This is a genomic window from Aliidongia sp., from assembly GCF_035943795.1.
Classification (GTDB): domain Bacteria; phylum Pseudomonadota; class Alphaproteobacteria; order ATCC43930; family CGMCC-115725; genus Aliidongia.
Map to the genome: position 1 here is coordinate 1 of NZ_DASZBY010000081.1, position 26966 is coordinate 26966.

The following is a 26966-nucleotide window of genomic DNA, read 5'->3' on the forward strand; positions in this document are numbered from 1 at the left end:
TCTGGCGCTGGGCAGCGCGCTCGTCACCACCGACCTGACGGTCGGCTGGGCGCATGAGTTCGCCCCCCTCGGCCGCGGCACCAACGCGGCCTTCGTCGGCGCCCCGGCGGCAGGCTTCCAGGTCGCCGGCGCCAAGGTCCCGGGTGACTCGGCGCTGATCGGGTTCGGGCTGGCGACGGCGGTGTTCGCCAATACCAGCATCTACCTCCACTACGACGGCGACCTGGCATCCGGCGCCAGCAGCAATGCCGTCACGGCGGGGTTCAGATTCACCTGGTAAGCGTCGAAGCCTGAAGCAGGAGTGTCCGCGGCGCACCGCCGATTGACAAGTGTCGGCCAACCTCGCGATCTTGCATCCGGGTGATGGCCGGCACTTTCGGATCGGGGAATTTCCGTTGCGCATTCTGATGATCAATCACGAATTCACGATCACGGGCTCGAGTACCGCATTCTTGCGATTGGCGATGCATCTGCGGGCCGCCGGACACGAGATCCGGGTGCTGCCGATCAATCCCGCCGACGGTCCGATGCGGGCACGTTATGTCGAGCAGGGTATCGAGATCGTCGAAACCGTGGATCTGTCGAGCGTCGATCTCGCGATCGCGAACACCATCTGCTCGGCCGAACTCGTCATCCGGATCGGGCCGCTCGTCCCCACGATCTGGTTCATCAACGAGGCCGAGGTGGCGCTCCGTATTCTCTTGGAGAATACCGCACTCCTGCAGGCCTTCGCGCTGCCGGCAGCCATCATCTACAACATGCCGTTCCAGCATGACGTGTTCCGGTCCTTCACCTATCAGCTGGACCCCGGCAAATTCCACACGGCCTCATTCGGTGTCGATATCGACCCCAACGCTATCGCCCGCGACAAGGTGCCGGCGAAATCCAAGCCGTACCGCATCGTCCAGGTCGGCACGATCGAGCGGCGCAAACGGCCCGGCGATTTCGTGCGGGCGGTCGCGCGCAGCGGCCTCGATATCGAAGCCGTCATCTGCGGCAAGTTCATCGAGATGGATGAGGAAGCCCAGAGGCTGGTGGTCGCCAACCCGCAGACCTATCGCCTGCTCGAAGGGCTGAGCGATGGCGAGGTCATGGCCTGGGTCGAGTCGGCCGACATGTTCTGCCTCGCGTCGGACAGCGAGACCCAGTCGCTGGCCGCCTACGAAGCGGCGTTGCTGAGCAAACCGATGATCCTGTCGGATCTGCCCTGCTATCGCGGCGTCTTCGTCCACGGCCGGAACTGCCTCATGTTTCCGTCGCGTCATGTCGAACTGCTGGCGTTGACCATGCGCACATACGCTTCCAGCCCGAGCCTGGGCGAGGAGATGGGGCGAAATGCCCAGAAGACCGCGGCACGCTATAGCAACGCCGCGTTCTTTGCCCGGTTCGACGCTATCATGGCATCGGTCACGGGGTGACCCCCCTCAAGAGATCGACGCTGCGAGTGCCGCGACCGCCTCGGTCCAGTCGGCTGCCTTGGCTTGACGATGAAGCGTGACGCTCGGGTACCAGGGACTGTCCGTGCGGTTCAGCAACCAACGCCAATCGGGCGCATGGGGCAGCAGGATCGAGACCGGCTTGCCCATGGCGCCCGCGAGATGGGCGACGCCGGTATCGACCGCGACGAGCCGGTCGAGCCCGTCGAAGATCGCCATGGTGTCAGTGAAATCATGGATCTCCGCGCCGAGATTGATGAGCGGCGCCGCGCCGAAATAGCGGCCGATCTCGCCCTGGGCAGCCCCCATCTGCACCGATAGGAAGGCCGTGCGCTCGAGCCGGGTGAGCGGCGCCAATTTTTCGAGGCTCATCGACCGGTTGAAATCATTGCCATGGGTCGGACGGCCGGCCCAGACCAGCCCGATGCGGCGGTAGCCCGCCGGGACCAGCGCTTCGAGACGCTTTCGCCACTGGGCCGCCTTGGCGGGGTCGGCCTTCACGTAGGGGATCGGCGCCGGGATGTTGGAAAGATCGGTGCCGAACAAGCGCGGCAGGCCGGACAGCGGGCAATAGGCATCGAATGGCCCGATTTGTTCCCAATGGTCGTGGTAGCGCGAGATGCCGGCCTGTTGCGTGACGATCGGCTTCATCTCCGAGCTGCAGGCCACGACGATGTGCGGACAGAGCGCAGCCACCATCGGGATATAGCGGCAGAATTGGATCGTATCGCCGAAGCCCTGGTCTCCGATCAGCAGGAGCGTGCCATTCGGCATGGGCTGACCGTCCCACAGGGGCTTGCCGTGGCCGGGCGGCAGCAGCGGGGGCGCGTTCCCCATATCGAAGCGCCATTCGTAATGCTGCCATCCCTCGGCGAACTGGCCCGAGGCCAGGAGCGCTTCAGCGAGCTCGAAATGAGCCGACGCAAGGGTCGGATCCAATTCGAGCGCCCTGCGCACCGCCCGGATCGCCTGTTCGATCTCGAGGCGATCGTAGCGAATGACGCCCAGATTATAGTGGGCGCCGGCATCGTCGGGAGCGAGCTCGACGGCTCGACAGCCGTGGGCTACCGCCTCGTCGAGCCGCGACTGACTGCGATAGAGTTCGCAGATGTTGCGGTGATAGAGCGCCTGGTCCGGGCTGAGCTCGATGGCGCGCTGAAACCGCGCAATCGCCTCGAGCGGCCGTTTGCGCTTGTAGGACAGGATCGCCGCCTGATGCAGGGCCGGATGATAGCGGGGGGCGGCTGCGATGATCTGGGACAGCAGCCGTTCCGCTTCCTCGAACTGACCGGCCGTTTCGTGCGCTCCGGCATCCGCCAGCCACTGGTCGATCGTCTTCGAGACGGGCGGTGACGGGGCTGCGACGAACTCAGCCATCGATCGTATAGCCCAGGCGATAGATCGCCGGTTCCAGGATCGCGAGCACCGGCTGCAAGTGCTTCAGGTAGTGCCGGTAGCGATAGCGCGAGCTGTCGTAAAGCTTTTCGGCGACCTGCGCATAGCTCGCCGTCCGCGCGTAGCGCTTGTTCTCGTGGAACCGGAGGCAGCGCTTGTCGAACCCGACGCCGACGAAGCTCGACATGCGCCGAATGCTGCCTTCCTGGTCGGCGACGATGTCCTCGTACCGGATCGGCAAGTACTTCAGCGTCATCTGGCTGCGATAATGCTCGACCAGATCCATCACCAGCACATAGTGGCGGGCGATCGTCTCGAGCGCATTGGCGCAATAGAAGCCGTGGGTCAGGTGGTTCGAGAACACCGACAGCAGGACATCGAGCGGATGGCGCAGCACATGGATGATCGGCGCGTCGGGGAACATCAGCGCGATCAGGCCCAGATGCGTCTCGTTGAGCGGCATCTTGTCGGTGAACCAGGTGGCACCCGCCTCGACCACGCCCAGCTGCCGCGCGCGCTGCAGGTAATAGTCCCGCAGATTATCGAGCCCTTCGCGCTGATCGCCCATCCACAGGTCGGCGAGCGCTTCGGGGTAGGTCAGCGGGCTGTTCAGCATGCGTGGCATCAGATTGACGATGTCGTTGACCAAGGTCAGCTCGTCGCCGGCCGAAATCCGCGGATGCGCCGACAGCGTCTGCTCGACCATGGTGGTGCCGGAGCGCGGGAATCCCACGATGAAGAGCGGGCGGGGACCGGACTCCACCGGCGTGCCGCGCGGCACGATCTTCAGACGGCCGGCCGTAAAGTAGCTCTGAAGCCGCTGGGCCAGATTGCGGGCATGGTCGGCCAGATAGGCGTTGCCGCTCTGCTCCAGCCCTTTGCGCTTGCCTTCGGTGAACGCGGCGAAGGCCTCGTCGAACCGCCCCATCTTGTCGAGCAGCCTGCCTTTTTCCAGGAGCTCGTTGGTGCCGAGCCCGGCGCTGCCGCTCATCTGTTCGAGCCGACCGAGGATCGCCAGGGCTTCGTCATAGTCCTTGGTCCGGCCCCGGATGATCGCCCGATGCAGCAGGATGCTGGGGTTGTCCGGCACCAGGCGTTCGGCCTGGTCGAGCAACGCATCCGCGCGCGCGAAGTCGCGATCGGTCTCCTCCATGCGCGCCCAGCCCAGCAAGGTTTGCAGGATGGTCGGATCGAGCGACACCGACTCCTCATAAAGCCCGCGGGCCTCCACCATCTTGCCCTGGTTCTTCAGGTTCCAGGCAAGATTGGCGAGCAGGATCGGCGGGCGATGGGTGAGCAGCTCCAGTGCCCGCCGATAATGGTATTCACCGACCTGCGGCCGGTTCGCCTCGGTCAGGATCATGCCCATGAGATTATGCGATTGGGCATCGGTCGGCGCGATGCGGACGGCATTGCGGGCCTGGGCTTCCGCCTCGGCGAAATCGCCTTTGCCGAACAGCAGCAGCGCCAGTTCCTGCGTCGCCCAGATGTTGTTCGGCTGCAGCGCCACCAGGCGTCGCACGAGCGCCTCCGCCGCCGACACGGGTCCCGTCACCTTCCTGATCTGGTAGAGCAGCGCGAGCGCGCCGCCCTGGCCCGGCGCCAGTTCCAGCACCTCAAGGCAGATCACCGACGCTTCGGCCAAGGCGCCTTTGCCATGGAGTTCGATCGCGCGGTCGACCAGCGGCAGCAGATGTCGGCTCGCTTCGGACGATGCCAGGGTCGAGAGGTCGAGACCGCAGCACCGGACCGGACGCAACCCGCTGCCGCAGGGGCACTGTTGGATGCTCATCGAGACTTTCGGCTCCGGTTGGGGTGGGATGCAGCCGAATGATGGATGCAGCCTCGCTCATGGCGGGACTGTTCCCAAGTAGCCTATCCGGACATGGTCCGCACCGACTATCTGTGCCCGCGTATCCGTGGGCGAGCCGCTTTTGGTCGACGGCCCCGTCATTTCCTTCCGATGGGCTGGAGACACGCAGGAGCGCCGATCGATCTCTTCGCCTGGCTTCTGGCGGCTGACCTCACGACACCAGGAATCGCGAGACGATTTCTCTCAGCAATCTGGGGAGTTCCCCGAAGGCATAGGGCGCGTGCACGCGCTCGAGCCGCTGATGATATTCGCGGCCCCAAGGGCCGATATTCACGACGGGGAACGACAGGACGTCGTGCGGAACGGTATCGACCAGCCCGCCCGCCGGCGTGTTGTCGGCAATGAACGAGCAGTCGGCCTCGCCGGGTCGATGCCCGAGAAAGCTCATGTCGGAGATGCCGGTGAAATACTCCCGATACTTGACCGGCGGACCGCCGCCCGCTTCGAATGCCAGCCTGCCGCCCTCGACGGCCAAGGCAAAAGCCCGGTGCCCGCTGCCCGCGCCGAGATGGACGGAGGGGTAGACCAGGCTGCCCAGCCCCACGATCACCGCTGGGCCGACGACACCGGCTTCTGCCGCCATGGCGCTGACGATCGTCCTGGTGAGCCTCAGCGGATCGTCGCAATCCAGCAACTGAGCCTCAAGCGCGCCGATGCGTGCGAGCGCGGCATCTCCGCCGAAGAGCCGCATTCTCTCCCGCAATTCTTCGATCGGGATGACCTCCCCGCCAGCGACGGGCGCGGACTGCGGCGTACGGAGCAGCGCTGCATAGTCTCGTGCGTGCCCGTTGAACCGCCCGATGGCGTCTGCCATGGCCTTATCGACGGCCTCGGCAAAGCGTTCGAGCAGGTCTCGCGGCCCCCACCGGTGCGACAGCCAGTTGAACGCGATCCAGACCTGCTCTGGCGTCGTCACTTCGTAGCCGCCGCGCAGGTCCTTGCATTCCAGGCAAATCGGCGGCGGCGAGATCTCGCCATCGGACCTGTCGCACAGCGCGGGGTTGCCCTCGATCGCCTTCATCACCTCCGATGCGACCAGCTGGGCACTGATCCCTTCGAAGGGGTAGCCGGCGTGCGACGAGTGGCCGATCACCAGACCGAACGGCAATGCCTTGCCGATGGTGCCGCGATAGATGGCCCGGCCCTCGGCACCGTCGCCTTGGTCGCTCGTCGCGTCGAGATTGATCCCGGCGGCGATCTCCAGCCCGAACTCGGCAGCGATCCCGGGCAGCGCATCGCGCAGGCTCCGCATGCCGCGAGAGCCACGCTCCTCGTCGGGTGTTGCGACCAGCACGAGGTTGCCCTGCCTGCCGGGATCCTCGGCGAAGGCCTCGAGCACGGCGATCGCGGCGGCAACCCCGCTTTTCATGTCGAGCAACCCCCGCCCCGGCAAAAATGCGCCCGACTGGAAATCGTCGAGCGCGCGCTGCTCTGCGGCGTTGAGCCGCCGGCTCCCGAGGTCGGCCAGCAAGGCTGCCAGCAGTTTGTCCGGCTCGAAAGCCAGGGGTGCCAGATCCCGATAGTTCTCGATGGCGACGACATCATAGTGACCGGCGAGGACAAGGGTCCGGGCTCCTCGGCCGCGGACCAGTGCGACGACATTTTTGGTCATGGGGTCGCCATGGCTGTCCACCAGGCGGATGTGGTCCGGATGGTCGCGGAAATAGGGGATCTCGCGGAGCAGGCCGGCCAGTCGCTCCGCGAACGCGGCCTCGCCCGGTGTTCCGGTCACGCTCGCCCACCGGACGAGCCGGAGCGAGAGGTCTCGAACCCGCTCCGCTGGATTCCATTGTGTGATCGCGCTCATGGGTCGTTCCTCATCCCTGCCTGGCCTCCAGGCAACCTACGCAACGTCGTGTCGCGACGAAACCGGCAGAAGATTCCATTTTTCGGCATTCAGCTGCTATTCTGACAGCCGAATTGACGAAATGAGCAAAACGCAATGGACGACCTCGATCACCGATTGATCGCCGAGCTGCGCGTCAACGCACGCTCGACGATCCCCACGCTCGCCAAGCTGCTGGGGGTTGCGCGCGGCACCGTACAGACACGCATGGACCGTCTCATTGCCAACGGCACGATCGCCGGCTTCACGGTCAGGCTGAAGGAGCATACCAGTGCCGACCAGATCCGGGGGGTGATGATGATCGAACTCGAGGGGAGAAACCTCAAAGGGGCCGTGGCCGCTTTGCGCAAGAACCCGGGCTTCGCCGCCGTTCATACCACGCACGGTCTGTGGGATCTGATTGCGGAGATCGAGGTCCCCGATATGAGTGAGTTCAACCGGCTCGTGACCGGTATCCGCGTGATGGAGGGGATCGCGAAGTCGGAAACGCACCTGTTCCTCGGACCCGCGTGACCGCCGAACCGGGACACGATCACAATAGTCTGGCGAAACGGGCAAGGTTTCTGACGATTCCGTCAGAAAAACGTGTCTTCCCGTAAGACTATGCGGTTTCAGAGCATGCATGCCGGCGGTAATCTTGGACTCCCAGCCAGGAGTTTCTCATGCCGCAGGTTCCATCCGAGAAGGCGCTCGTTCCATTCGTCAGCGTCGAGAACATGATGCGCCTCGTGCATCAGGTCGGCATCGAACGGATGCTTCTCGAATTGACCGACGCGATCGAGGCCGATTTCCGGCGCTGGGAGATTTTCGACAAGACGCCGCGCATCGCGTCGCACTCGCGCGACGGCGTGATCGAGCTCATGCCGACCTCGGACGGGGAGACCTATGGCTTCAAGTACGTGAACGGCCATCCGAAGAACTCGAACGATGGACTGCAGACCGTGACGGCGCTCGGCCTCCTGGCCGAGGTCTCGAGCGGCTATCCGGTACTGCTGACCGAGATGACGCTATTGACGGCGCTGCGCACCGCGGCGACCTCCGCCATGGCCGCGCGGCATCTGGCACCGGGCAATGCCAAGACGATGGCGATGATCGGCAATGGCGCGCAGGCCGAATTCCAGGCACTCGCCATGAAGGCCGTCGTCGGTATCGAGGCCGTGCGGCTCTATGACATCGACCCGCGCGCCACGGCGAAGACCGCCCGCAACCTGGCCGGCTCCGGCCTGGCGGTGACTTCATGCCGGTCCGCGCAGGACGCCACCGAAGGGGCCGAGATCGTGACCACCTGCACGGCTGACAAGCAGTTCGCCACGATTCTGACCGACAACATGGTCGGCGCGGGAATCCATATCAACGCGATCGGCGGCGATTGCCCGGGCAAGACGGAGTTGCATCGGGACATCCTGCTGCGCGCGGACACTTTCGTCGAATACCCGCCACAGACCCGTGTCGAGGGCGAGATCCAGCAAATGGCGCCCGACTATCCGGTGACGGAGCTTTGGCGGGTCGTGCGCGGCGAGGCAGCCGGCCGGCGCGACGCGCGCCAGATCACCCTGTTCGACAGCGTCGGCTTCGCGATCGAGGATTTCTCCGCGCTGCGCTACGTCCGCGAACGCCTGAAAGGTACCGATTTCTACCAGGATATCGACATCATCGCCGATCCGGACGATCCGCGCGATTTGTTCGGCATGCTCCAGCGCGCGAAGGCATAATCGCGGGAGCGCGGCACTGCGTCGGCTGCGGAGGAACCAGCCCTCCGACAGCGAATCGCCGAAACTTTCTTTGTCGAGGCGGACTATCACCAACACGCCACTGCTTGGCGACACGGCAAAGCGCACGACAGGCAGCGGGATACCAGGCAAGCGATGAGGATCTCCATCATGTCGAGTACGCTGTTCCCCCGAGACCCCGCAGGGCCCGAGGCCGAGTTCGTGCCGCACACGTCGCACTGGGGCGCCTTCTCGGCTCGCTGGATGGAGGGACAGCTCGAAGTGCGGCCGCATCCGGTCGACCCCGACCCGAACGGCATCCTGCAGAACTTTCCGGCAGCGCTCCGGCACCGGGCCCGCGTCGCCCGGCCCATGATCCGCCGGGGCTGGCTGGAGCAAGGGCCCGGACCCGATCCGCGGCGGGGTCGCGACGAGTACGTGCCTGTGTCATGGGAGAAGGCCCTCGATCTTCTGGGCGGCGAGCTTGCCAGGGTGCGGGACAGCTACGGCCCCGGCGCCGTGTTCGGCGGCTCCTACGGCTGGTCCAGTGCCGGGCGGTTCCATCATGCCCAGAGCCAGGTGCATCGGTTCCTCAACACTGCGATGGGCGGCTACGTCCGCTCGGTCAACAGCTACAGCTCCGGCGCGTCCTCCGTCCTGGTGCCGCATATCGTCGGCGACTATGAGGACCTGACCAAGCGCAACGTGACCTGGGAGCAGGTCGCCGAGCACAGCGAGATCGTCCTTGCCTTCGGCGGCATGGCGCTCAAGAACAGCATGATCGCAGGTGGCGGCATCAGCCGCCATGTCGAGCGCGGTGCGATGGCCCGTGCCCGCGCCCGCGGGTGCGGGTTCGTGCTCGTCGGTCCGTTGCGGGCCGATTTGCCGGACGAAGCCGGAGCGGAATGGATCAGCAGCATACCAGGCACGGACACGGCGCTGATGCTGGCCCTGGTCCATACGCTGGTCACCGAGGGGCTGCACGATCAGGCGTTCCTCGATCGCCACACCGTCGGCTGGGCAACGTTCGAGCGCTACCTTCTGGGCGAGAGCGACAACCAGCCAAAGGATGCCGCCTGGGCGGCGCCGCTGACCGGCGTGCCGGCCGAGACCATCGTCGGGCTCGCCCGGCGGCTGCACGGCAAGCGCGTCCTGGTCGTCGTGTCGCATTCCCTGCAGCGGGCTCGCTTCGGCGAACAGCCGGTCTGGATGGGCGCGGTGCTCGCCTCGGCGCTCGGCCAGATCGGGCTGCCGGGCGGCGGCTTCGGCTACGCACTCGGCGCCATTGCCTATTACGGGCGGCGCACCAATGCGGTCCCGATGCCGACCTTGCCGCAGGGCCGAAACCGCATCCGCGACTTCATCCCGGTCGCCCGTATCGCGGATATGCTGCTCAACCCTGGCGGCGCCTATCGCTACAACGGCGGGACCCGGACGTACCCGGACATCCGGCTAGTCTATTGGGCCGGCGGCAATCCCTTCCATCACCACCAGGACCTGGACCGGCTGCGCCAGGCGTTCGCGCGCGTCGATACGCTGGTGGTGCATGAGCTCGGCGTGACCGCGACGGCGCGGCACGCGGATTTCATCCTGCCCTGCACCATGACGCTGGAGCGTGAAGATATCGGCGGCAACTCGAACGACCCGCTGCTCGTGCCGATGCGACCGGTCGCGGAGCCGTTCGGGGAGGCCCGCGACGACTATGCCATCTTCACCGATCTGGCCGAGCGGCTCGGTCGGCGGGAAGCCTTCACCGAGGGCCGCTCCGTGCGCCAGTGGCTCGAGCATCTCTACGCGCCGACCCGCGCGGGCCTGGAAGAACAAGGCCTGCCGGCGCCGGACTTCGAAACGTTCTGGGCGGGGAACGGCTTCGACCTGCCCCAGCAGCCGGACGATGGCGGCCGGCTGCGGGCATTCAAGGCGGATCCGGACAAGGCCCCGTTGCCCACGCCCAGCGGGCGGATCGAGATCTTCTCCGAGACCATCGCGAGCTTCGGCGAGGCGAGCTGCCCGGGCCATGCGGCCTGGCTGGGCCCGGCCAACCCGCCCAGTGCCCAGGCGCCGTTGCATCTGGTCGCCAATCAGCCGGCTACGCGCCTGCACAGCCAGCTCGATTTCGGCGGGCACAGCGCCGAGGCGAAGCACCGGGGCCGCGAAGTGGCCCGGATGCACCCGGCTGACGCGGCGGCGCGCGGAATCGCGGACGGCGACATCATCCGCCTGTTCAACGAGCGCGGCGCCTGCCTCGCCGGTGTGCGGCTGACCGGAGACATCCGGCAGGGCGTGGTCCAACTGCCGACGGGAGCATGGTACGACCCGGCCGATCCCGCCGACGAGAAGCCGCTATGCGTTCACGGCAATCCGAATGTCCTGACCCGGGACGAGGGCACCTCGAACCTGGCCCAGGGCTGCACCGGGCAGTTGACGACGGTCGAGGTCGAGCGATTCAACGGCAACCTGCCGCCGATCCGCGCCTTCGATCCGCTCTGATCCCGCCGGCGGGTTTGGCGGTCGTCCCAGAACAAGCGGGAGCGGGCATGAGAGTGCCTCGTGATCGACCGTTCCGGGCGGCACCCAAGACGATGACCGCTATCGGCGCCCGCCCCCATCCTGGTGCGACGGCTCCTTAGGTCAAGCCCGGCATTGGAACGGCGATTTTCGCGAGGGCGAATTTCAACCGGCCCGGCTCGCTGAATCCCTCTTGCGTACATAACAATTATTAGTGATAACAATTATAAGTGAGAGGAACAGTTCGCCGAACGATGGCAAGGGCGGATTCACAGCGGGAGGGACCCATGACTCTGGCCGACTATCGTTTTCTCGATGCGTCCCGCTGGGGCAACAGGCTGTATCTGGGCGGATGGCAGGCGTCGACCGCGGGCACCATCACCGTCACGGAGCCGGCGACCGGCGGGCCCCTGGCCCGGATCGGCCTAGCGACACCCGCCGACGTGAGCGTCGCGGTCGCCCGGGCCAAGGCGGCACAACCGGCCTGGGCTGAAACCGGCCATCGCACGAGAATGGAATTGCTGCTGAAGGCAGCCGCCGTTCTGGAGGCGAACGCCGAAGAACTGATCGAGTGGATCGTCCGGGAGAATGGGGCGATCCGGCCGAAGGCGGCCGTCGAGATTGCCGAGACCGTCGCTCTCTTCCGTCACGCGGCCGGCATGCTGACCGAGGCCCACGGCCATGTGCTGCCCTCTCGCGCGGGGCGCCTGAGCTACGGTCAACGGGTCCCGCACGGCGTGGTCGGTGTGATCTCACCGTTCAATTTCCCGATGATCCTGGGCGCGCGCGCCGTGGCGCCGGCGCTGGCCACCGGCAATACGGTCGTGCTGAAACCTGATCCGCGCACGCCGGTCACGGGCGGCGTGCTCATGGCGCGCGCGCTGGAAGAGGCGGGCTTTCCGCCCGATGTCTTCCACATGCTGCCGGGCGGCGCGGAGGTCGGGCGCGCCCTGGTCGAGCATCCCGACACGCGATTGATCGCCTTCACGGGATCCACCGCCGCCGGGCGCGCGATCGGCGAGACGTGCGGACGTCTGTTGAAGCGTATGTCGCTGGAGTTGGGCGGCAAGAGTTCGCTGGTCGTTCTCGAAGACGCCGATCTGGAGCTGGCCGCGTCCAACGCCGCCTTCGGCGCCTATTTCCATCAAGGCCAGGTCTGCATGGCGTCGGGCCGTATCCTCGTCCAGGAAAGCGTCGCCCGCCCGTTCGCACGGTTGCTGGCCGAGCGGGCGAGCCATCTACCGGTCGGCAACCCGGCAACCGAGAATGTCGCGCTCGGGCCGCTGATCAGCGCCGATCAATTGGATCGCGTCCACGCGATCGTCCAGGAGGCGATAAACCAGGGCGCCGTCCTGGAGACGGGCGGCAGCTACGAGGGGCTGTTCTATCGCCCTACGGTGTTGAGTGGCGTGACGCGCGGCATGCGCGCCTATCGGGACGAGGTGTTCGGCCCGGTCGCCAGCCTCATTTCGTTCGGCACCGACGACGAAGCGGTCGCGATCGCCAACGACACCGACTACGGCCTGTCGGGCGCCGTCATCTCGCCCGATGTCGGTCGGGCGCTGGCGCTCGGCATACGGATCAATTCGGGCCTGCTGCACATCAACGATCAGACCATTGCGGACGAAGTGTCGAACCCGTTCGGGGGGCGCGGCGCGTCGGGCAACGGCGGCAATATCGGCGGTCCGGCGAACTGGGATCTGTTCACCCAATGGCGCTGGATCACGATCGAGAACCGCCCCACCCAAAAACCGTATTGAGAGGCGGCAATGGCGCACTTTCTATTGATTCACGGCGCCGCTCACGGCGGCTGGTGCTGGCACAAGGTGGTGCCGCTGCTGGAGGCGGCCGGTCATCACGTCCTGGCTCCGGATCTTCCGGGCCTTGGAACCGACAGCACGCCGCTCGCCGAACTCAGCCTCGATCTCTGGGTCGACCGTCTGGTCGACCTGGTCCAGGCACAGCCCCAGCCCGTCGTCCTGGTCGGCCATAGCCGGGGCGGCCTCCTCGTCAGCAAAATCGCCGAACGGATTCCGGAGCGGGTCGAGCGCGCCGTCTATCTGACGGCGTTCCTGCTGAAAGACGGCCAGACCTTGTGGCAAGAAGCTTCGACGGATCTCGACTCGATCATTCCGACCAACCTGATACCGGACGAGCAGTCCGGAACCTGGACCATCCGCAAGGAAGTCGTCATCGACGGCTTCTATGGCGATTGTTCCGCCGAAGATCTCGACTTCGTGTTTCCACGGTTGCGGCCGGAGCCCCTCTTTTCGCTCCATACGCCCATCCACGTGACGGCCGAGCGTTTCGGCCGCATCCCTCGGCACTTCATCGAATGCCTGGAGGATCGGGCCATTACCCTGCAGGCGCAACGCCGCATGCAGGCCGCCTGGCCGTGCGCACGGGTGTTTCAGCTCGCGACGTCCCATTCGCCCTTTCTGTCGGCGCCCGAGCGACTGGTCGAGGTTCTGCTGGCCGGCGAGGCGGCGCCGGCCGGGTTGTCGCGGGCCTAGGCCCAAAGCGACAAGCATGTGCATAATCGTTATTGTATATAACAATATTGCATGATTATAATACTGTGCGATCGACGGCCCAGTGTGCGGCCCAACGAGCAGCAACCGGTCACGTTCCATCCCAAGACGGAACACCGACAAAGAAATTTGGGAGGCAAGAATGATTCCGATCATCGGGCAGAACCTGTCCAAATCCCGACTCCTGTCCGGCATAGCCTTCGGTGTCCTGGCGGCGGCCGGCGTGGCGCGCGCCGACCAGATGGACGTGGGCGATCCGGATTGGGCCGTGCGCTGGGACAATACGATCAAGTATTCCAGTGCGTTCCGCGTTGCAGGGTATGATCCCGCCATCGGCGGCAATCTGCAGCCGCTCAACAGCAACACCAATGACGGCGACCAGAACTTCCGCAAGGGTTTGATCTCGAACCGCGTCGACCTTCTGTCGGAATTCGATGCGGTCTATCAGGACCATACCGGATTCCGCCTGTCGGCCGCCGGCTGGTACGACACGGTCTACAATCAGTCGACGACCAACCATGAAGTGACGACCTCGAACAATGCGTACGAGGGCGTGAACGAGTTTCCCCAGGGAACCCGGGTTCTGCACGGCAAGAACGTCGAAATCCTCGACGCACTGGTGTTCCATACGTTCGAACTGCCCGCCGATCAGACGCTCACCGTCCGGGTCGGGCGGTTCTCCCAGCTTTATGGCGAGACCCTGTTCATGGGGGCGAACGGCATCGCCGCGGCCCAAGCGCCGATCGACGTCGTCAAGGCGCTCTCCGTGCCCAATTCGCAGTTCAAGGAGATCATGCTGCCGGTCGGCCAGGTGTCCTTCAACTGGGAACTCGGCCACGGCCTCCTGCTCGGCGGCTATTATCAGTTCGAATATCGGCCGGATCGCCTGCCCGGCGTCGGCAGCTATTTCAGCGACGCCGACGTCTTCGGCGCCGGTGCCGAAACCCTGTGGCCGCCCGGGCAATTTGCAGGCGCCGTGCCGGGCCTCTTCTTCGCCCATGGCAAGGACCTGACCCCGGACAGCCAGGGCCAGGGCGGCGCGGAACTGCGCTGGAAAGCGACGAAGAACTGGGAGTTCGGCCTCTATTTCGCGAACTATCACGAAAAAGATCCCGCGGCCGCCTATCTGGTCGAGACCGGCGCCGCGCCCGTTACCTTCGCCGATGGGGTGAACGCGCTCCGGATCGGTGATTTCCGCAATGCCTATAACCAGAATGTCCAGACCTACGGTGCCAGCTTCGCCACCGCGGTCGGCGACACCAATGTCTCGGGCGAGGTGTCGTTTCGGCACAATCAGTCCCTCGCCACGGCCGACAGCGCCGGCGGCAACGGCGGCATCGTCTTCGCCAATGCCTCGAGCGACAATCTGAGCGCCACCCGTTATCTGCGCGGTGAAACCCTGCATGCCAACGTGTCGGCCATCTCACTCCTGACCGAGAATGGCATCTGGGACGGCGCCTCCATCGTCGGCGAATTGGGCTTCAACCACCTGATCGACATTCTGAACAAGGGCGACAGGGCGACGGTGCTGGGGCCGAACGGGGCGGTCTTCACCAACAGCATCATGTCTCTCAACCCGACCAGCACCCGGAGCGCGCTGGCCGCCCGGGCAGTGTTCGAACCGTCCTTCTTCCAGGTCATGCCGAACCTCGATCTCACGACCCCCATCGGCCTGGGCTACGGCCTCTACGGGCGGTCCGCGCTCGGTTCCCATATCGGCAATTTCAACGCACAGAACGTCGGCGACGTCAGCATCGGCGCCAAGGGGAAATACAACGAGGTCTGGAACGTCTCGCTGACCTACACGAGCTATTTCGGCCCGAAGGGTCAGCCGACGGCGGGTGGTGCCGAGCGCTACCTGTCTTATGCGCAGGATCTGCACGATCGCGACTTCATCGCGTTCTCGGTATCGCGCACGTTCTGAAAACAAGACGGGGGAGGACGAAGATGAACAACAAGACCAAGACCGTCGCCGGTACGGCGATCGTACTCGCCATGCTGTTGGCGGGCGCGGCCGAAGCTGCCGCCGACCAGGAAGACGCCGCGAAGCTCGGACACGAACTCACGCCGTTCGGCGCCGAAAAGGCCGGAAACAAGGATGGCACCATCCCGGCCTGGGACGGCGGCTTGACCCACGCGCTGATCCCCGGCACCGGCACGTTGCCCGCGGATCAATACCCAAACGAGAAGCCGCTCGTCGTCATCGACCAGAAGAACGTCGCGCAATATGCCGACAGGCTGAGCGAAGGCCAGAGGGCGCTGATCGCGAAATATCCCGACTATCACCTGGCGGTCTATCCGTCGCATCGGACTTTCGCAGCGCCGCAGTGGGTCTACGACAACGACCTGAAGAACGCGGCGGCCGGTCAGCTCGCGGACAATGGCCAATCGGTCAAAGGCGTCTATGGCGGCACACCATTCCCCATCCCCAAATCCGGCCTCGAACTCTATTGGAACCACGCGCTGCGCTACGTCTCGCCATCCAACAACTACAAGATCGCCAATTTCACCGGCAATTCCGACGGCTCCGTCACGATGACGGTGAGTGCCATCGACAATCACCAATCGCCCTACTACACGCCGGACGGATCGGCCGGCGCGTGGACCGGCGAATATGCCCTCGGCCGATTGCAGAACGTCGGCCCCGCCTTCAAGGCCGGGGAAATGCTGGTGATACGCGACAGCATCGATGCGGCGACGCCGCGCCAGGCCTGGCAATATCTCGTCGGCCAGCGCCGGGTTCGCCGGGCGCCGACGGTCGGTTACGACACGCCGGACTTCGTCGCTTCCGGCGCCAACTATTTCGACGAAGTCTTCGGCTTCTGGGGCGCTCCCGACCGCTATGACTGGAACCTGGTCGGCAAGCAGGAAATCTACGTTCCGTACAACGAGAACGCCTTCTTTCAGACGCCCGCCGATCAGGCTCTGACGGCCCATCATCCGAACGCCGACAAACTGCGGTGGGAGCTGCATCGCGTCTGGGTCGTGGAACTGAGCCTCGCCAACGGCAAGCGCCATGTCGTGCCGAAGAAGCGCATCTATTTCGACGAAGACAGCTACGCGGCCCTCATGACCGACGGCTACGACGCCGAAGGCAAGCTCTGGCGCACCTCTTACATGCTGCCGCTCGATGTCGCCGACGCCGGCTACGTCTATTACGACAGCACGATCGTCCACAACCTGCAGGCGGGCACCTACAGCGCGATCGAGGTGTTCAACGACGGCTATTACAAGAACGTGAACCCGCGCCCCGACAGCTTCTTCACCGGTGATGCGCTCGCCTCCGAAGGCGTCCGCTGATTTCCCCGAGCCTTGGGAGCGGTCGCGTCGCGCCGCTCCCATCTTTTCCCGAATTCGAGGCGGTTTCGATGCTGCGTGCAACAATCCTGGGCGCGTCGATGCTGCTGGCGGCGAGCGCCGGCGCCAGCGCCGCCGCACCGGCTGATCCCCTATCGACCCCGTCGATCCTGTCGCCGCACAGCATGGGCCTGCTGACGACGCGGGTGATCTGGACGGGCGAGCGTCTGGTTTCCGTCGGCGAACGCGGCACCATCCTGCTGTCGGATAATTTGGGCGCCACCTGGCGGCAGGTCCTGACGCCGGTGCGGACCACGCTCACCGGCGTCGCCTTTCCATCGCCCAAGGTCGGCTGGGTGGTCGGCAACGGCGGCATCGTGCTTTCGACCGGGGACGGCGGGGAGAGCTGGGCGAAGGCTTTCGACGGGCGGGACGCCGCCGCCATGGAACAGCAACAGGCCCAGGTGGACCTCGCAGCGACGCCAGACGACGCTCGGGCACAGCGGCGCCTCCGCGAAGCCGAGGCGCTGGTAACCGACGGGCCCGACAAGCCGTTCCTCGATATCCGCTTCTTCGACCACGATCGCGGCCTGATCGTCGGTGCCTACGGGCTCGCGTTCCGGACCGAGGACGCCGGCCGACACTGGTCCTCGATCATGGGCCGGATCGATAATCCCGATGGTCGCCACCTTTACGGGATCGCGACGACCGCGACCGGCATCTTCCTGGTCGGCGAGCAGGGCGCGATCTTCCGCTCGACCGACGCCGCGCTGAGCTTTCAAGCATTGGCGCCGGTCGGACGGGGCACGCTGTTCGGCATCGTGGCTGGCAGAAGCGGCGCGCTCGTCGCCTACGGTCTGCGAGGCGCCCTGTTCCGAAGCACGGACGACGGTGCCAGCTGGGCCCGGATCGTCGCGGGGTCCGCGAGCATCAACGGTGGCGCGCTGTTGTCCGACGGCAGCATCGCGCTGGTCGACGACGCGGGAAATCTCAAACGGAGTGGCGATGACGGGCGATCCTTTGCGACCAGCCCCTTGCCCCGGCCGATGCCGTTTTCCGCCCTGGAGCAGATCCCGGACGGCACGCTCGTCCTCGCGGGACCGCAAGGCAACCTCCGCCTCACCATGGCAACCGAAGCACAGGGAAACCAGCCGTGAGCCCCGATACGTCGCTGGCCCAGCACCCGCCGATCCGGAACCTGGCGGATTTCGATAAATCGTCCGGAAGCCTGCTGGAACGCCTTCTGTTCAACCACCGCCTGGCGATCATCCTGCTCTGCGCGCTGACGACCATCGTCCTTGGATATCAGGCAACCAAGCTCGAACTGGCCGCCAGCTTCGAGAAGATGATCCCGACCAAGCAGCCGTTCATCGTCAACTACTTCGATCACAAGAACGATCTGGCCGCGCTCGGCAACGTCGTTCGCATCGCCATCGAGAACCGGACCGGCTCGATCTTCGACAGCGACTATCTGGAGACGCTGCGCCAGATCAACGACGAGGTGTTCCTGATCCCCGGTGTCGAACGCCCGTATATGAAATCACTCTGGACGCCGGCGACCCGCTGGACCGGCGTGACCGAGGACGGGTTGGACGGCGGCCCGGTCATCGATGACACCTACGACGGATCGCCCGCCTCGCTCGAGGCGGTGCGCCACAACGTCGAGCGATCGGGCGAAATCGGTCAGATCGTCGCCGCCGATTTCAAGTCGAGCATCGTGCTGGTGCCGCTGTTGGAGCGTAATCCGGAAACCGGAAACCGGGTCGACTATCGCGCGTTCAGCCAGCGGATGGAAAAGCTCCGCGTCGATCACCAATCCGATAAGATCGCCATTCATATCAACGGCTTTGCCAAGATGGTGGGCGATCTCATCATCGGCATGCACCAGGTTCTGATCTTCTTCGTCGTCGCGATCGGGATCTGTTCGGGCCTGCTTTTCTGGTACACGCGCTGCATCCGCAGCACCGTGGTCGTGATGGCCTGCTCCTGCATCGCGGTGGTCTGGCTACTGGGTCTGCTGCCAAGCCTGGGCTATGAGCTCGATCCCTATTCCATCCTGGTGCCGTTCCTGGTGTTCGCCATCGGCATGAGCCACGGCGCTCAAAAGATGAACGGCATCACCCAGGATATCGGGCGCGGCACCCATCGCCTGATCGCAGCCCGCTACACCTTCCGGCGCCTGTTCGTCGCCGGTCTCACGGCACTGGTGGCCGATGCCGTCGGTTTCGCCGTGCTGATGCTGATCCAGATCCGGGTCATTCAAGAGCTGGCGATCGCCGCCAGCATCGGCGTCGCGGTGCTGATCTTCACCAACCTGGTCCTATTGCCGATCCTGCTGTCTTATCTGGGTGTCAGTGCCACCGCCGCCCGGCGCAGTCTGGCGGCGGCCGAACAGCCGCTGCCGCAGGCCGATGCTTCGAAGAACCCGCTGTGGCACTTCCTCGACCGCTTTACCCGCCCCCGGCTCGCCGCCCCGGCGATCGGCTGCGCCCTGGCGCTCGGCATCGGGGCCGCGATCGTCGGTCACCATCTGAAGATCGGCGATCTCGAACAGGGCGCCCCGGAACTGCGGCAGGATTCCGCCTACAACCGTGACGACGCCTATATCACCGGCAACTACGCCGCCAGCAGCGACATCTTCGTGACCATGGTCACGACGCCGCCCGGGCAATGCGCGCGCTATGACACGCTGATGCGGGTCGATGCGCTGGAATGGGGGCTGTCCCAATTGCCGGGCGCGGAAGGCACCCTGTCCCTGGCGAGCATCGCCAAGCGGATGGGCATGGGCATGAACGAGGGCAACGCCCGCTGGTACGACGTGCCGCGCAATCAGGACACACTCAACTTCGTCGTCAACCGGGCGCCGCGGGAAGTGTTCAACGTCAATTGCGATTTCCTCGCGGTCTATACCTATCTCAGGGACCACAAGGCGGACACGCTGACGGAGGTGAGCGAGGCGGTCGGCCGTTTTGCCGCCGAGAACGACAGCGCCGACGTGCATTTCCTCAGGGCGGCCGGCAATGCCGGGATCGATGCGGCGACCAACATCGTGGTGAAGGCCGCCAATGGCGAGATGCTGGTCCTGGTCTACGCCGCGGTCGTCATCCTGTCCTTCGTCGCCTTCCGGTCGTGGCGCGCCGTCGTCTGCGCGGTTCTGCCGCTATTGCTCACCTCGACCCTCTGCGAGGCGCTGATGGTGTCGCTGGGCATCGGCGTCAAGGTGGCGACCCTGCCGGTGATCGCGCTCGGCGTCGGCATCGGTGTCGACTATGCGCTCTATGTTCTGACGGTGACCCAGGCGCATCTGCGCCAGGGCCTGTCGCTGTCCCAGGCCTATTATCGCGCGCTGCTCTTCACCGGCCGCGTCGTCGTGCTGACTGGCTGCACGCTCGGCATCGCGGTCGCCACCTGGGCATTCTCACCGATCAAGTTTCAGGCCGACATGGGCATCCTGCTCGCGTTCATGTTCGTGTGGAACATGCTGGGCGCCCTCATTCTTTTGCCGGCGCTCGCCTGCTTCCTGCTGAAGGGCGGCCACGACGGAAAAACCGTTCCGGCCGGTGCCCAGGGCGTCGCGATCGATGGATGACGCCAGCCGGCCGTCGTCAGTCGTAGTCGGCCACGACGTCTTCGACGCCTGGAGCGCTGTCGATGAGTTGATAGAGCATCTTCAGCAAGGCGGTCTTCGGCTCCTTACCCAAGAGGCCGGCCAGATGATCTTCGAGCTGGCGATGGATTTCCTCCATGCGCGCAACGAAATCCACGCCATAGGCGGTGAGAATCAAGGAGTGGGAGCGCCGGTCGTGCACGGACGCGTCGCGGCGGATGAGGTCGCGCAGTTCCAGTTCGTCGAGCAGGCGCACCAGGTTGGCGCGCTTGATAAACAGCGCCTCGCTGAGCTGGGTCTGCTTGATCCCCGGATTGCGCGCAATGATGGTCAGGATGCTGAATTGCGACGGACGGATGCCAATACCGTCGAAGCGGGCTTTGAACTCCTTGAAGACGGCAAGTTGCGCGCGTCGCAAGGCGTAACCCAGGACCGAGGGCAGATAGCCCGTATCGACGATATCGACCGTGCTCCGGCCGCTGGATCCGGGCGCCATCGCCGCTTCATTCGCCTTGCGACCGCTGGCGCGACGAGCCACCCGAACCTCCTATAACTGTTTCATTTTGCAACGAATGTGCCGACCATCATCTGCGGTTTGCCTATCCCGCACAAGGTCGATCTCCATGGGAGGCCTTACCTCGACCGCCAACGAATTTCGCTCGGAATTAGCCTAACCGCACATTGACGTTAATTATAATTGTTATATAATATAACTATGTTGAAGCTTGCGGATGCGCCCATCGCGCGGGCGATGCAATCCCCATCAGGAGCAACACATCATGGCGTCGTACAAAGACCGGTGGGACACGATCAAGGTCCTCGTCGAGGACGGCATTGCCTGGCTGTATTTCAATCGACCGGACAAACGGAACTGCATGAGCCCGACGATGAACAAGGAGATGCTGGAAGCACTCGAGGCCCTGGAGCTCGATGCCGCCGCCGGCGTCGTCGTACTGACCGGCGAAGGGGCTGCCTGGTCGGCGGGCATGGATTTGAAGGAATATTTCCGCGAGACGGACGGTCAGCCCGAAGTCGTGCAGGAACGCGTGCGCCGCGATGCCTCGACCTGGCAATGGCGCCTGCTCAGAACCTACAGCAAGCCGACCATTGCCATGGTCAACGGCTGGTGCTTCGGCGGCGCCTTTTCGCCGCTCGTCGCCTGCGACCTCGCCATCGCGGCCGATCAGGCGGTCTTCGGCCTGTCCGAGATCAACTGGGGCATTCCGCCGGGCAATCTGGTCAGCAAGGCCCTGGCCGACACGATCGGGCACCGCAAGGCGCTGCATTACATCATGACCGGCGATACGTTCACCGGCGCCGAGGCGGCGGAGATGGGGCTCGTCAACAAGGCGGTTCCGCTCGACGCGCTGCGGGACGAGACGATCGCGCTGGCCAACAAGCTGCTGAAAAAGAACGAGGTGGTGCTGCGCGCGGCCAAGATCGGCTTCAAACGCTGCCGGGAACTGACGTGGGAGCAGAATGAGGATTACCTCTATGCCAAGCTCGACCAGGCCGCGTATCGCGACCGTGAAGGCAGTCGGGAAAAAGGTATGAAGCAATTCCTGGACGACAAGAGCTTCAAGCCGGGACTCGCGAGCTTCAAACGGTAGGGATGAGCCATGACGAACGCCGTTTCGATGGCCGCCCCGTCGGCCATCCGTCGCCTGCTGCGGCCCCGGTCGGTCGCGATCCTCGGCGTGTCGCCGACGCCGACGGCCCTGGGATCGGCCGTCCTGCGCAATCTGGATCGGGCCGGCTATAGCGGCGCGATTCACCTGATCAATCCGAAATACGCGGAGATTCAAGGCCGCCCCTGCCTCAAGTCCGTCGGGGATCTGCCGGACGGCGTCGATTGCGTGGTGCTGGCCATCCCGCGGGCGGCCGTCCTGGAGGTGCTCGCCGCCTGTGCCCGCAAGCAGGTCGGTGGTGCCATCGTGTTCTCGGCCGGCTTTGCCGAGGCGGGCGAAGTCGGGCGGGCCGATCAGGCCGAGATCGCCCGGATCGCCCGCACCCATGGTATGGCGATCGAGGGGCCGAACTGCCTCGGCATGGTGAATTACGTCGATGGCACCCCGCTCACCTTCGTCGATATTCCCGAACGGCGCCCGAGCGGTCGCCCCGGCGTGGCCATCCTGTCCCAGAGCGGCGCCATGGCGGCGGTACTGACCGTCGGTATTCACGGGCGCGGGCTGGAGCTTGCCTATTCCGTCTCGACCGGCAACGAGGCGGCGAGCGGCATCGAGGATTATCTGGAGGAACTGCTCGACGATCCGCAGGTCCCGGTCGTGGCCATAATCGTCGAGCAGTTCCGCCAGCCGCGCCGCTTCCTCGATCTGGCGGAACGGGCGCTGCGGCAAGGCAAGCGCATCGTGCTGCTGCATCCCGGCCGCAGCGGCGCCGCCCGGGCATCGGCGGCCACGCATACCGGCGCCATGGTCGGCGACTATCATGTCATGCGCACCAAGGTCACCCACGCCGGCGTCGTGGTCGTCGATCGGCTGGAAATGCTGTTGGACGTGGCGGAAATCATGATGCGTTGCCCGGTGCTGCCGCAGCGCGGGGCCGCCGTGATGACCGAATCCGGTGCGTTCAAAGCGCTGACGCTGGATCTGTGCGAGGAGGCCGGGCTCGATCTTCCCGCCGTGAGCGACGTCACCGCCGTGGCATTGCGCGCAGCGCTGCCCGATTTCATCCCACCGACCAATCCACTGGATCTCACCGCCCAGGCGCTGGTCGATCCGGATCTCTATAGCCGGACATTGTCGGTCCTGCTGGGCGACGAAAGCTACGGCTGCATCGTGATGGGTATCATCCTGTCCGATCCGGCCACCTGCGCGCTCAAATTTCCGGCAATCCTCGATGCCATCGGTCGGCTTCGACCGGAAAAGCCCCTGATCTTCGCCGGCCTGGACGAAGGTGCCGAGGTGCCCTCGACCTATATCGAGCAATTGCGTGGCTTCAACGTGCCGTTCTTCCCCACCGCCGAACGGGCCTTGACCGCGGTGGCCTGCCTCGCCGAGGCCGCGGCGAGACAGGGCCGGTCTGCGCCCGCGACGCCGCTCGAGCCGGCGGGCCTGGCCTCCGGTATCATTCCCGAATATCGCGCCAAGCAGATCCTGCGGACGCTGGATATCCCGGTTCCGGAGGGCGAACTCGCCACGACGCTCGAAGAAGCTCATGCCGTGGCGAAGCGGGTCGGCTATCCGGTGGCGCTGAAAGCGCAGTCGCCCGATCTCTCCCACAAAAGTGACGTGGGCGGGGTCGTGCTCAATCTCGCAACGGCCGAAGCGCTCGTCCAAGGCTGGGGCCAGCTGCACCGGGCCGTCATCGCGGCCTGCCCAGGATTGGCGCTCGACGGCGTCCTGGTCGAAGCCATGGGCGCTCGGGGCACCGAACTGATCGTCGGTGCACGCAACGACCCGGAATGGGGAACGGTCCTGCTGATCGGCCTGGGCGGCGTCCTGGCAGAGGCGCTGCACGATGTGCGGCTGTTGCCGCCCGATCTCGGCCAGGCCGCCATCGTCGACGAACTGCACCGGCTCAAAGCGGCTGCGTTGCTGCGCGGCTTCCGCGGCAACCCGCCGCTGGACGTGGAGGCCGCCGCCCACATCGTCGCGCGGCTGGGTGCGTTCATGGCGGCCAATCTGACCGTGGCCGAGGTCGACATCAACCCGGTCATGCTCCATCCATCAGGACGGGGTGCGGTGGCGCTCGATGCGTTGATCTCGGTACGCTGACCCGGCGAACCGGGTAGGATGAAAGGGGGAACGATGGAGATCAGGGCGGCAGTGACGCGGGCGCCGAGCGCGCCCTTCTCGATCGAGGCGCTGGATCTGGAAGACCCTCGCCCCGGCGAGGTCCTGGTCCGTATCGTCGCGACCGGCATCTGCCATACCGACATGGTGATGCGGGATCGGCATCTGCCGGTGCCCCATCCGGTCGTGCTCGGTCATGAAGGCGCCGGCATCGTCGAGCGCGTCGGGGCCGATGTCACCAAGGTCGCCGCCGGCGACCACGTCGTGATGAGCTTCAATTCCTGCGGCGTGTGTCCCAGTTGCCGAGAGGATGCCGAAAGCTATTGCCACGATTTCTTCGGTCGCAACTTCCTCGGCACGCGATCCGACGGCAGTTCCGGTCTGTCGCAGCGCGGTGGACCCATTCATGGCAATATCTTCGGTCAGTCGTCTTTCGCCAGCCACGCGCTCTGCCATGAACGCAATGTCGTCGTCGTGCCGAAAGACGTGCCGCTCGAACTGATGGGCCCGCTTGCCTGCGGCATCCAGACCGGCGCCGGCGCGGTCATGAACGCGCTCCGCATCGGGGCGGGCCGGAGCCTCGCCGTGTTCGGCCTGGGCTCGGTCGGCCTCAGCGCCGTCATGGCGGCGCGGATCGTCGGGGCATCCCGGATCATCGCCGTGGATCTGCATCCAGGCCGGCTGGCGCTGGCCAAGGAGCTTGGAGCCACCGACCCCATCGATGCCGCCGACACGGACGTTGTCGCCGCGATCATGGCCCTGACCGGATATGGCGTCGATTTTTCGATCGATGCGACCGGGGTCCCCGCCGCGATCGAGCAGGCCGTGCGCGTGCTGGCCCCGCGCGGAACCTGCGGCATCGTTGGCGCTTCGCCGGCCGGCGCGCGGCTGAGCACCGACTTGACCCACCTGCTGAGCGGGGGCCGGCACATTCGCGGCATCGTCGAGGGCGACAGCCGGCCGGATATCTTCATCCCGCGTCTGATCGACCTCCATCGTGGCGGCAGCTTTCCGTTCGATCGACTGGTCCGGTTCTATGAATTCACGGACATCAACCGCGCCGTCGAGGACTCCGAAAGCGGCAGAGCCATCAAGCCCATCGTACGTGCGCCGTCCTGATCCCGGACGGCCACGCTCTTTGGACAAAGCAGGTTATTCGCCGGTGTGCCGGAACGAGTGGGTTCGAGGCGTTTGCGGAAAGCCGCAGGTCATGTGCGGGGAGTGTTCAAGTCAGGCATTCGTTCTGTTGAGCGACGACGCTCTTCGGTCCCATCTTACCGGCGATAGATCCCTCGTCCCGCCATACGCTCTGCTTCCCGCCAATTTCGGTCAATGGGCAACGACTCGATAGAGCGTTTCGGCCAAGGCTTCGCGGTCCAGCGAGGGCAACGGCAGTGCGGATCTGCGGATGACACCGACAGCCTCCAATTTCCGCCAGACGCCCTTGTCGATCTGAATGGCAACGCCTGTCGTCATCCAGAATTCGTCTGGCCGGAACAGCCGAAGCGCCACTTCCACGCCGGCGAAAGCAGACGCCTCAAGACCGCGGTCGACCACCCACAGGCGCTGGCCCGAGATCAGATCCGTGAGATCGACTCCGGCACCGCGATGACAGCCGTCGACGCGGAAGATCGAGAACACGGTGGCACCCATGGCCCCCAGCACTTTCTGAGCGAGAGCGGGGCGTCGATCCGGTTTCTCGGCTGCGTACCGATGCACCGCTGCCCTTCCGCCGCTGTCCGGCGCGTAGAGCGCAAGATCGGCGGCGGGGGCGAGGTCATCCAGATCCCACCCGTTCCCTTCGTCCTTCGCCTCGATCAGGCCAAGGCGAAGCGCAATCTGCGTGATCGAGCCCGTCCAGAGCCGCTTCGCCAAGTCGGTCTGGAGGTCGGTATTGGTCCGGCGATACTCATCATACCGGGCGAGAATGGCCTCGCGAATGCCGCCGTCGCCGGCCGGCCCGTCGGCCGGGACGTAGGGAATTGCGCCGTTCTCGAAGGCGGCGATCTGGAGCGGGCGCGGCAGGCCGCGAGCATCGACCGTGAAACCATCGAACTCAACCATCCAAACCATCGGCATGGACCCGAGACGGCTCGGCAACAGCCAGCGATGATCCCAGCGCTTGATGTCGAGCGCATCCCGCACGGCCTTGGCCTTGTTGCTGCCGGTGCTCACGCCGACGCCGAAACCGGCGCACAGTGCCTGCATCGACATGGATGGCGTCGAGCTCTTGTCGGTGAGGAAGTTCGCCTGGCCCAAGGCATACAGGACGCCGCACGCCCATGTGGGCGCGGTTCCTGAGACGATCGGACTCGGTCGCTTGCGGCACAGCGCCGCCACCGCCCGTCGGGCCAGGGTGGCATATTCCTCGTTGAGATGCTGACGACAGAATGCGTCCGTTAGGGCAACCACCGCTTGGTGGTGCGCGGCCATCGCCTTCGGCACTGAGTCCTTCATGCCCCAGGATGCTCCGGACCAGGGTTCGCCGGATTGCCGAGCCGGCGCAACCGCTTGACGCGATGCTTCTGATAGGCCGCGATCTCGCGCGCCAGCGGTGCCTTGCGATCGAAAACCAGATGGGTGATCGACACCAAGAAAGCTTTCACGCCCTCCTCCTGGCCGAAGTCGAGCTTGCAGAGAATGCCGCCTTCATCGCCGCTATAGCTGGCCCATGTGATGTTGCATCGTGACGGATCGGTTCCCGGCGATTCGGCCTTGATCATCGCGGCCAAGGCCGGCTCCGTAGTCGCGGCAAGGGGTAGAGACGCCGTGAGCTTGGCGAGGAGCCGTTCGACTTGGTCGGGATTATCGATCACTGAATGCGGCCAATCTTTGGGTGGGCGCGCCATTCTAGAGGTCCCCGGAGATTCCTGCCAAGCGCCCCGAACCGCTCATGATCGCCGGCATGCGCCACCAGGCCTTCGCCCACCGGAATACCCATCTCGCTCTAAACTGCCCTGCTCGACACCGGCCCGGAAATGCCAGCCTCTCTGATCTTGCGAGAAATCC

21 protein-coding genes are annotated in these 26966 nt (G+C 65.2%); 15 read left to right on the forward strand and 6 right to left on the reverse strand.

The window, feature by feature from the left end:
• Both VGV37_RS13885 and VGV37_RS13890 read left to right on the forward strand, forming a co-directional pair.
• A partial coding sequence (locus tag VGV37_RS13885; protein WP_326880288.1) for an autotransporter domain-containing protein occupies window positions 1–280 on the forward strand: 280 nt, incomplete at its 5' end.
• 115 nt (window positions 281–395) lie between these two features.
• Window positions 396–1418 (forward strand): glycosyltransferase family 4 protein, encoded by a 1023-nt coding sequence (locus VGV37_RS13890; protein WP_326880289.1) that lies wholly within the window; start codon window positions 396–398, stop codon window positions 1416–1418.
• Window positions 1419–1424: 6 nt separating this feature from the next.
• Here VGV37_RS13890 and VGV37_RS13895 read toward each other — a convergent pair whose 3' ends face one another.
• The 3 genes from VGV37_RS13895 to VGV37_RS13905 form a co-directional block, all read right to left on the reverse strand.
• Window positions 1425–2813: a tetratricopeptide repeat-containing glycosyltransferase family protein gene (locus tag VGV37_RS13895; protein ID WP_326880290.1), complete on the reverse strand. Its 1389-nt coding sequence runs from the start codon at window positions 2811–2813 to the stop codon at window positions 1425–1427.
• Window positions 2806–4623 carry a sulfotransferase gene (locus VGV37_RS13900; RefSeq protein ID WP_326880291.1) on the reverse strand — a complete coding sequence of 606 codons (1818 nt, stop codon included), beginning with the start codon at window positions 4621–4623 and terminating at the stop codon, window positions 2806–2808. The genes VGV37_RS13895 and VGV37_RS13900 overlap by 8 nt, the downstream gene beginning before the upstream one ends.
• Before the next feature lie 232 nt (window positions 4624–4855).
• Window positions 4856–6511 (reverse strand): M20/M25/M40 family metallo-hydrolase, encoded by a 1656-nt coding sequence (locus VGV37_RS13905; protein ID WP_326880292.1) that lies wholly within the window; start codon window positions 6509–6511, stop codon window positions 4856–4858.
• A 135-nt stretch (window positions 6512–6646) separates the two neighbouring features.
• On the opposite strand from VGV37_RS13905, the gene VGV37_RS13910 reads away from it, so the two are divergent.
• The 9 genes from VGV37_RS13910 (at window position 6647) to VGV37_RS13950 (ending at window position 20184) form a co-directional block, all read left to right on the forward strand.
• On the forward strand, window positions 6647–7063 hold the full coding sequence (locus tag VGV37_RS13910; RefSeq protein WP_326880293.1) for an Lrp/AsnC family transcriptional regulator: 417 nt from the start codon (window positions 6647–6649) through the stop codon (window positions 7061–7063).
• Between the two features lie 149 nt (window positions 7064–7212).
• Window positions 7213–8262, forward strand: coding sequence for an ornithine cyclodeaminase (locus tag VGV37_RS13915; protein ID WP_326880294.1), 1050 nt, complete (start codon window positions 7213–7215; stop codon window positions 8260–8262).
• A gap of 168 nt (window positions 8263–8430) precedes the next feature.
• Window positions 8431–10749, forward strand: coding sequence for a molybdopterin guanine dinucleotide-containing S/N-oxide reductase (locus VGV37_RS13920; RefSeq protein WP_326880295.1), 2319 nt, complete (start codon window positions 8431–8433; stop codon window positions 10747–10749).
• A gap of 305 nt (window positions 10750–11054) precedes the next feature.
• A complete protein-coding gene (locus VGV37_RS13925) occupies window positions 11055–12527 on the forward strand; it encodes a benzaldehyde dehydrogenase (protein ID WP_326880296.1) in 1473 nt (490 codons plus the stop codon).
• Between the two features lie 9 nt (window positions 12528–12536).
• A complete protein-coding gene (locus tag VGV37_RS13930; RefSeq protein WP_326880297.1) occupies window positions 12537–13280 on the forward strand; it encodes an alpha/beta fold hydrolase in 744 nt (247 codons plus the stop codon).
• 160 nt (window positions 13281–13440) lie between these two features.
• A complete protein-coding gene (locus tag VGV37_RS13935) occupies window positions 13441–15222 on the forward strand; it encodes a DUF1302 domain-containing protein (RefSeq protein WP_326880298.1) in 1782 nt (593 codons plus the stop codon).
• A gap of 23 nt (window positions 15223–15245) precedes the next feature.
• Window positions 15246–16598 carry a DUF1329 domain-containing protein gene (locus VGV37_RS13940; protein WP_326880299.1) on the forward strand — a complete coding sequence of 451 codons (1353 nt, stop codon included), beginning with the start codon at window positions 15246–15248 and terminating at the stop codon, window positions 16596–16598.
• A 68-nt stretch (window positions 16599–16666) separates the two neighbouring features.
• Window positions 16667–17752, forward strand: a complete 1086-nt coding sequence (locus tag VGV37_RS13945; protein WP_326880300.1) for a WD40/YVTN/BNR-like repeat-containing protein — start codon at window positions 16667–16669, stop codon at window positions 17750–17752.
• Window positions 17749–20184: an efflux RND transporter permease subunit gene (locus VGV37_RS13950; protein WP_326880301.1), complete on the forward strand. Its 2436-nt coding sequence runs from the start codon at window positions 17749–17751 to the stop codon at window positions 20182–20184. The genes VGV37_RS13945 and VGV37_RS13950 overlap by 4 nt, the downstream gene beginning before the upstream one ends.
• Window positions 20185–20200: 16 nt before the next feature.
• Here VGV37_RS13950 and VGV37_RS13955 read toward each other — a convergent pair whose 3' ends face one another.
• Window positions 20201–20740 (reverse strand): MarR family winged helix-turn-helix transcriptional regulator, encoded by a 540-nt coding sequence (locus tag VGV37_RS13955; RefSeq protein ID WP_326880302.1) that lies wholly within the window; start codon window positions 20738–20740, stop codon window positions 20201–20203.
• A 241-nt stretch (window positions 20741–20981) separates the two neighbouring features.
• On the opposite strand from VGV37_RS13955, the gene VGV37_RS13960 reads away from it, so the two are divergent.
• The 4 genes from VGV37_RS13960 to VGV37_RS30335 are packed head-to-tail and all read left to right on the forward strand — an operon-like array spanning window position 20982 to window position 25308.
• Window positions 20982–21812 (forward strand): p-hydroxycinnamoyl CoA hydratase/lyase, encoded by an 831-nt coding sequence (locus VGV37_RS13960; RefSeq protein WP_326880303.1) that lies wholly within the window; start codon window positions 20982–20984, stop codon window positions 21810–21812.
• Window positions 21813–21821: 9 nt separating this feature from the next.
• Window positions 21822–23939, forward strand: a complete 2118-nt coding sequence (locus tag VGV37_RS13965; RefSeq protein ID WP_326880304.1) for an acetate--CoA ligase family protein — start codon at window positions 21822–21824, stop codon at window positions 23937–23939.
• Window positions 23940–23972: 33 nt separating this feature from the next.
• Entirely contained in the window at window positions 23973–25076 is a 1104-nt protein-coding gene (locus VGV37_RS13970; protein WP_326880305.1) for an NAD(P)-dependent alcohol dehydrogenase, read from the forward strand.
• Window positions 24994–25308, forward strand: a complete 315-nt coding sequence (locus VGV37_RS30335; protein WP_414637993.1) for a TOTE conflict system archaeo-eukaryotic primase domain-containing protein — start codon at window positions 24994–24996, stop codon at window positions 25306–25308. The genes VGV37_RS13970 and VGV37_RS30335 overlap by 83 nt, the downstream gene beginning before the upstream one ends.
• Here the strand turns inward: VGV37_RS30335 and VGV37_RS13975 are convergent.
• Window positions 25287–26414, reverse strand: coding sequence for a DUF6398 domain-containing protein (locus VGV37_RS13975; protein WP_326880306.1), 1128 nt, complete (start codon window positions 26412–26414; stop codon window positions 25287–25289). The genes VGV37_RS30335 and VGV37_RS13975 overlap by 22 nt on opposite strands.
• Complete coding sequence (locus tag VGV37_RS13980) at window positions 26411–26689, reverse strand: hypothetical protein (protein WP_326880307.1); 279 nt, start codon at window positions 26687–26689, stop codon at window positions 26411–26413. The genes VGV37_RS13975 and VGV37_RS13980 overlap by 4 nt, the downstream gene beginning before the upstream one ends.
• Between the last annotated feature and the right edge of the window lie 277 nt (window positions 26690–26966).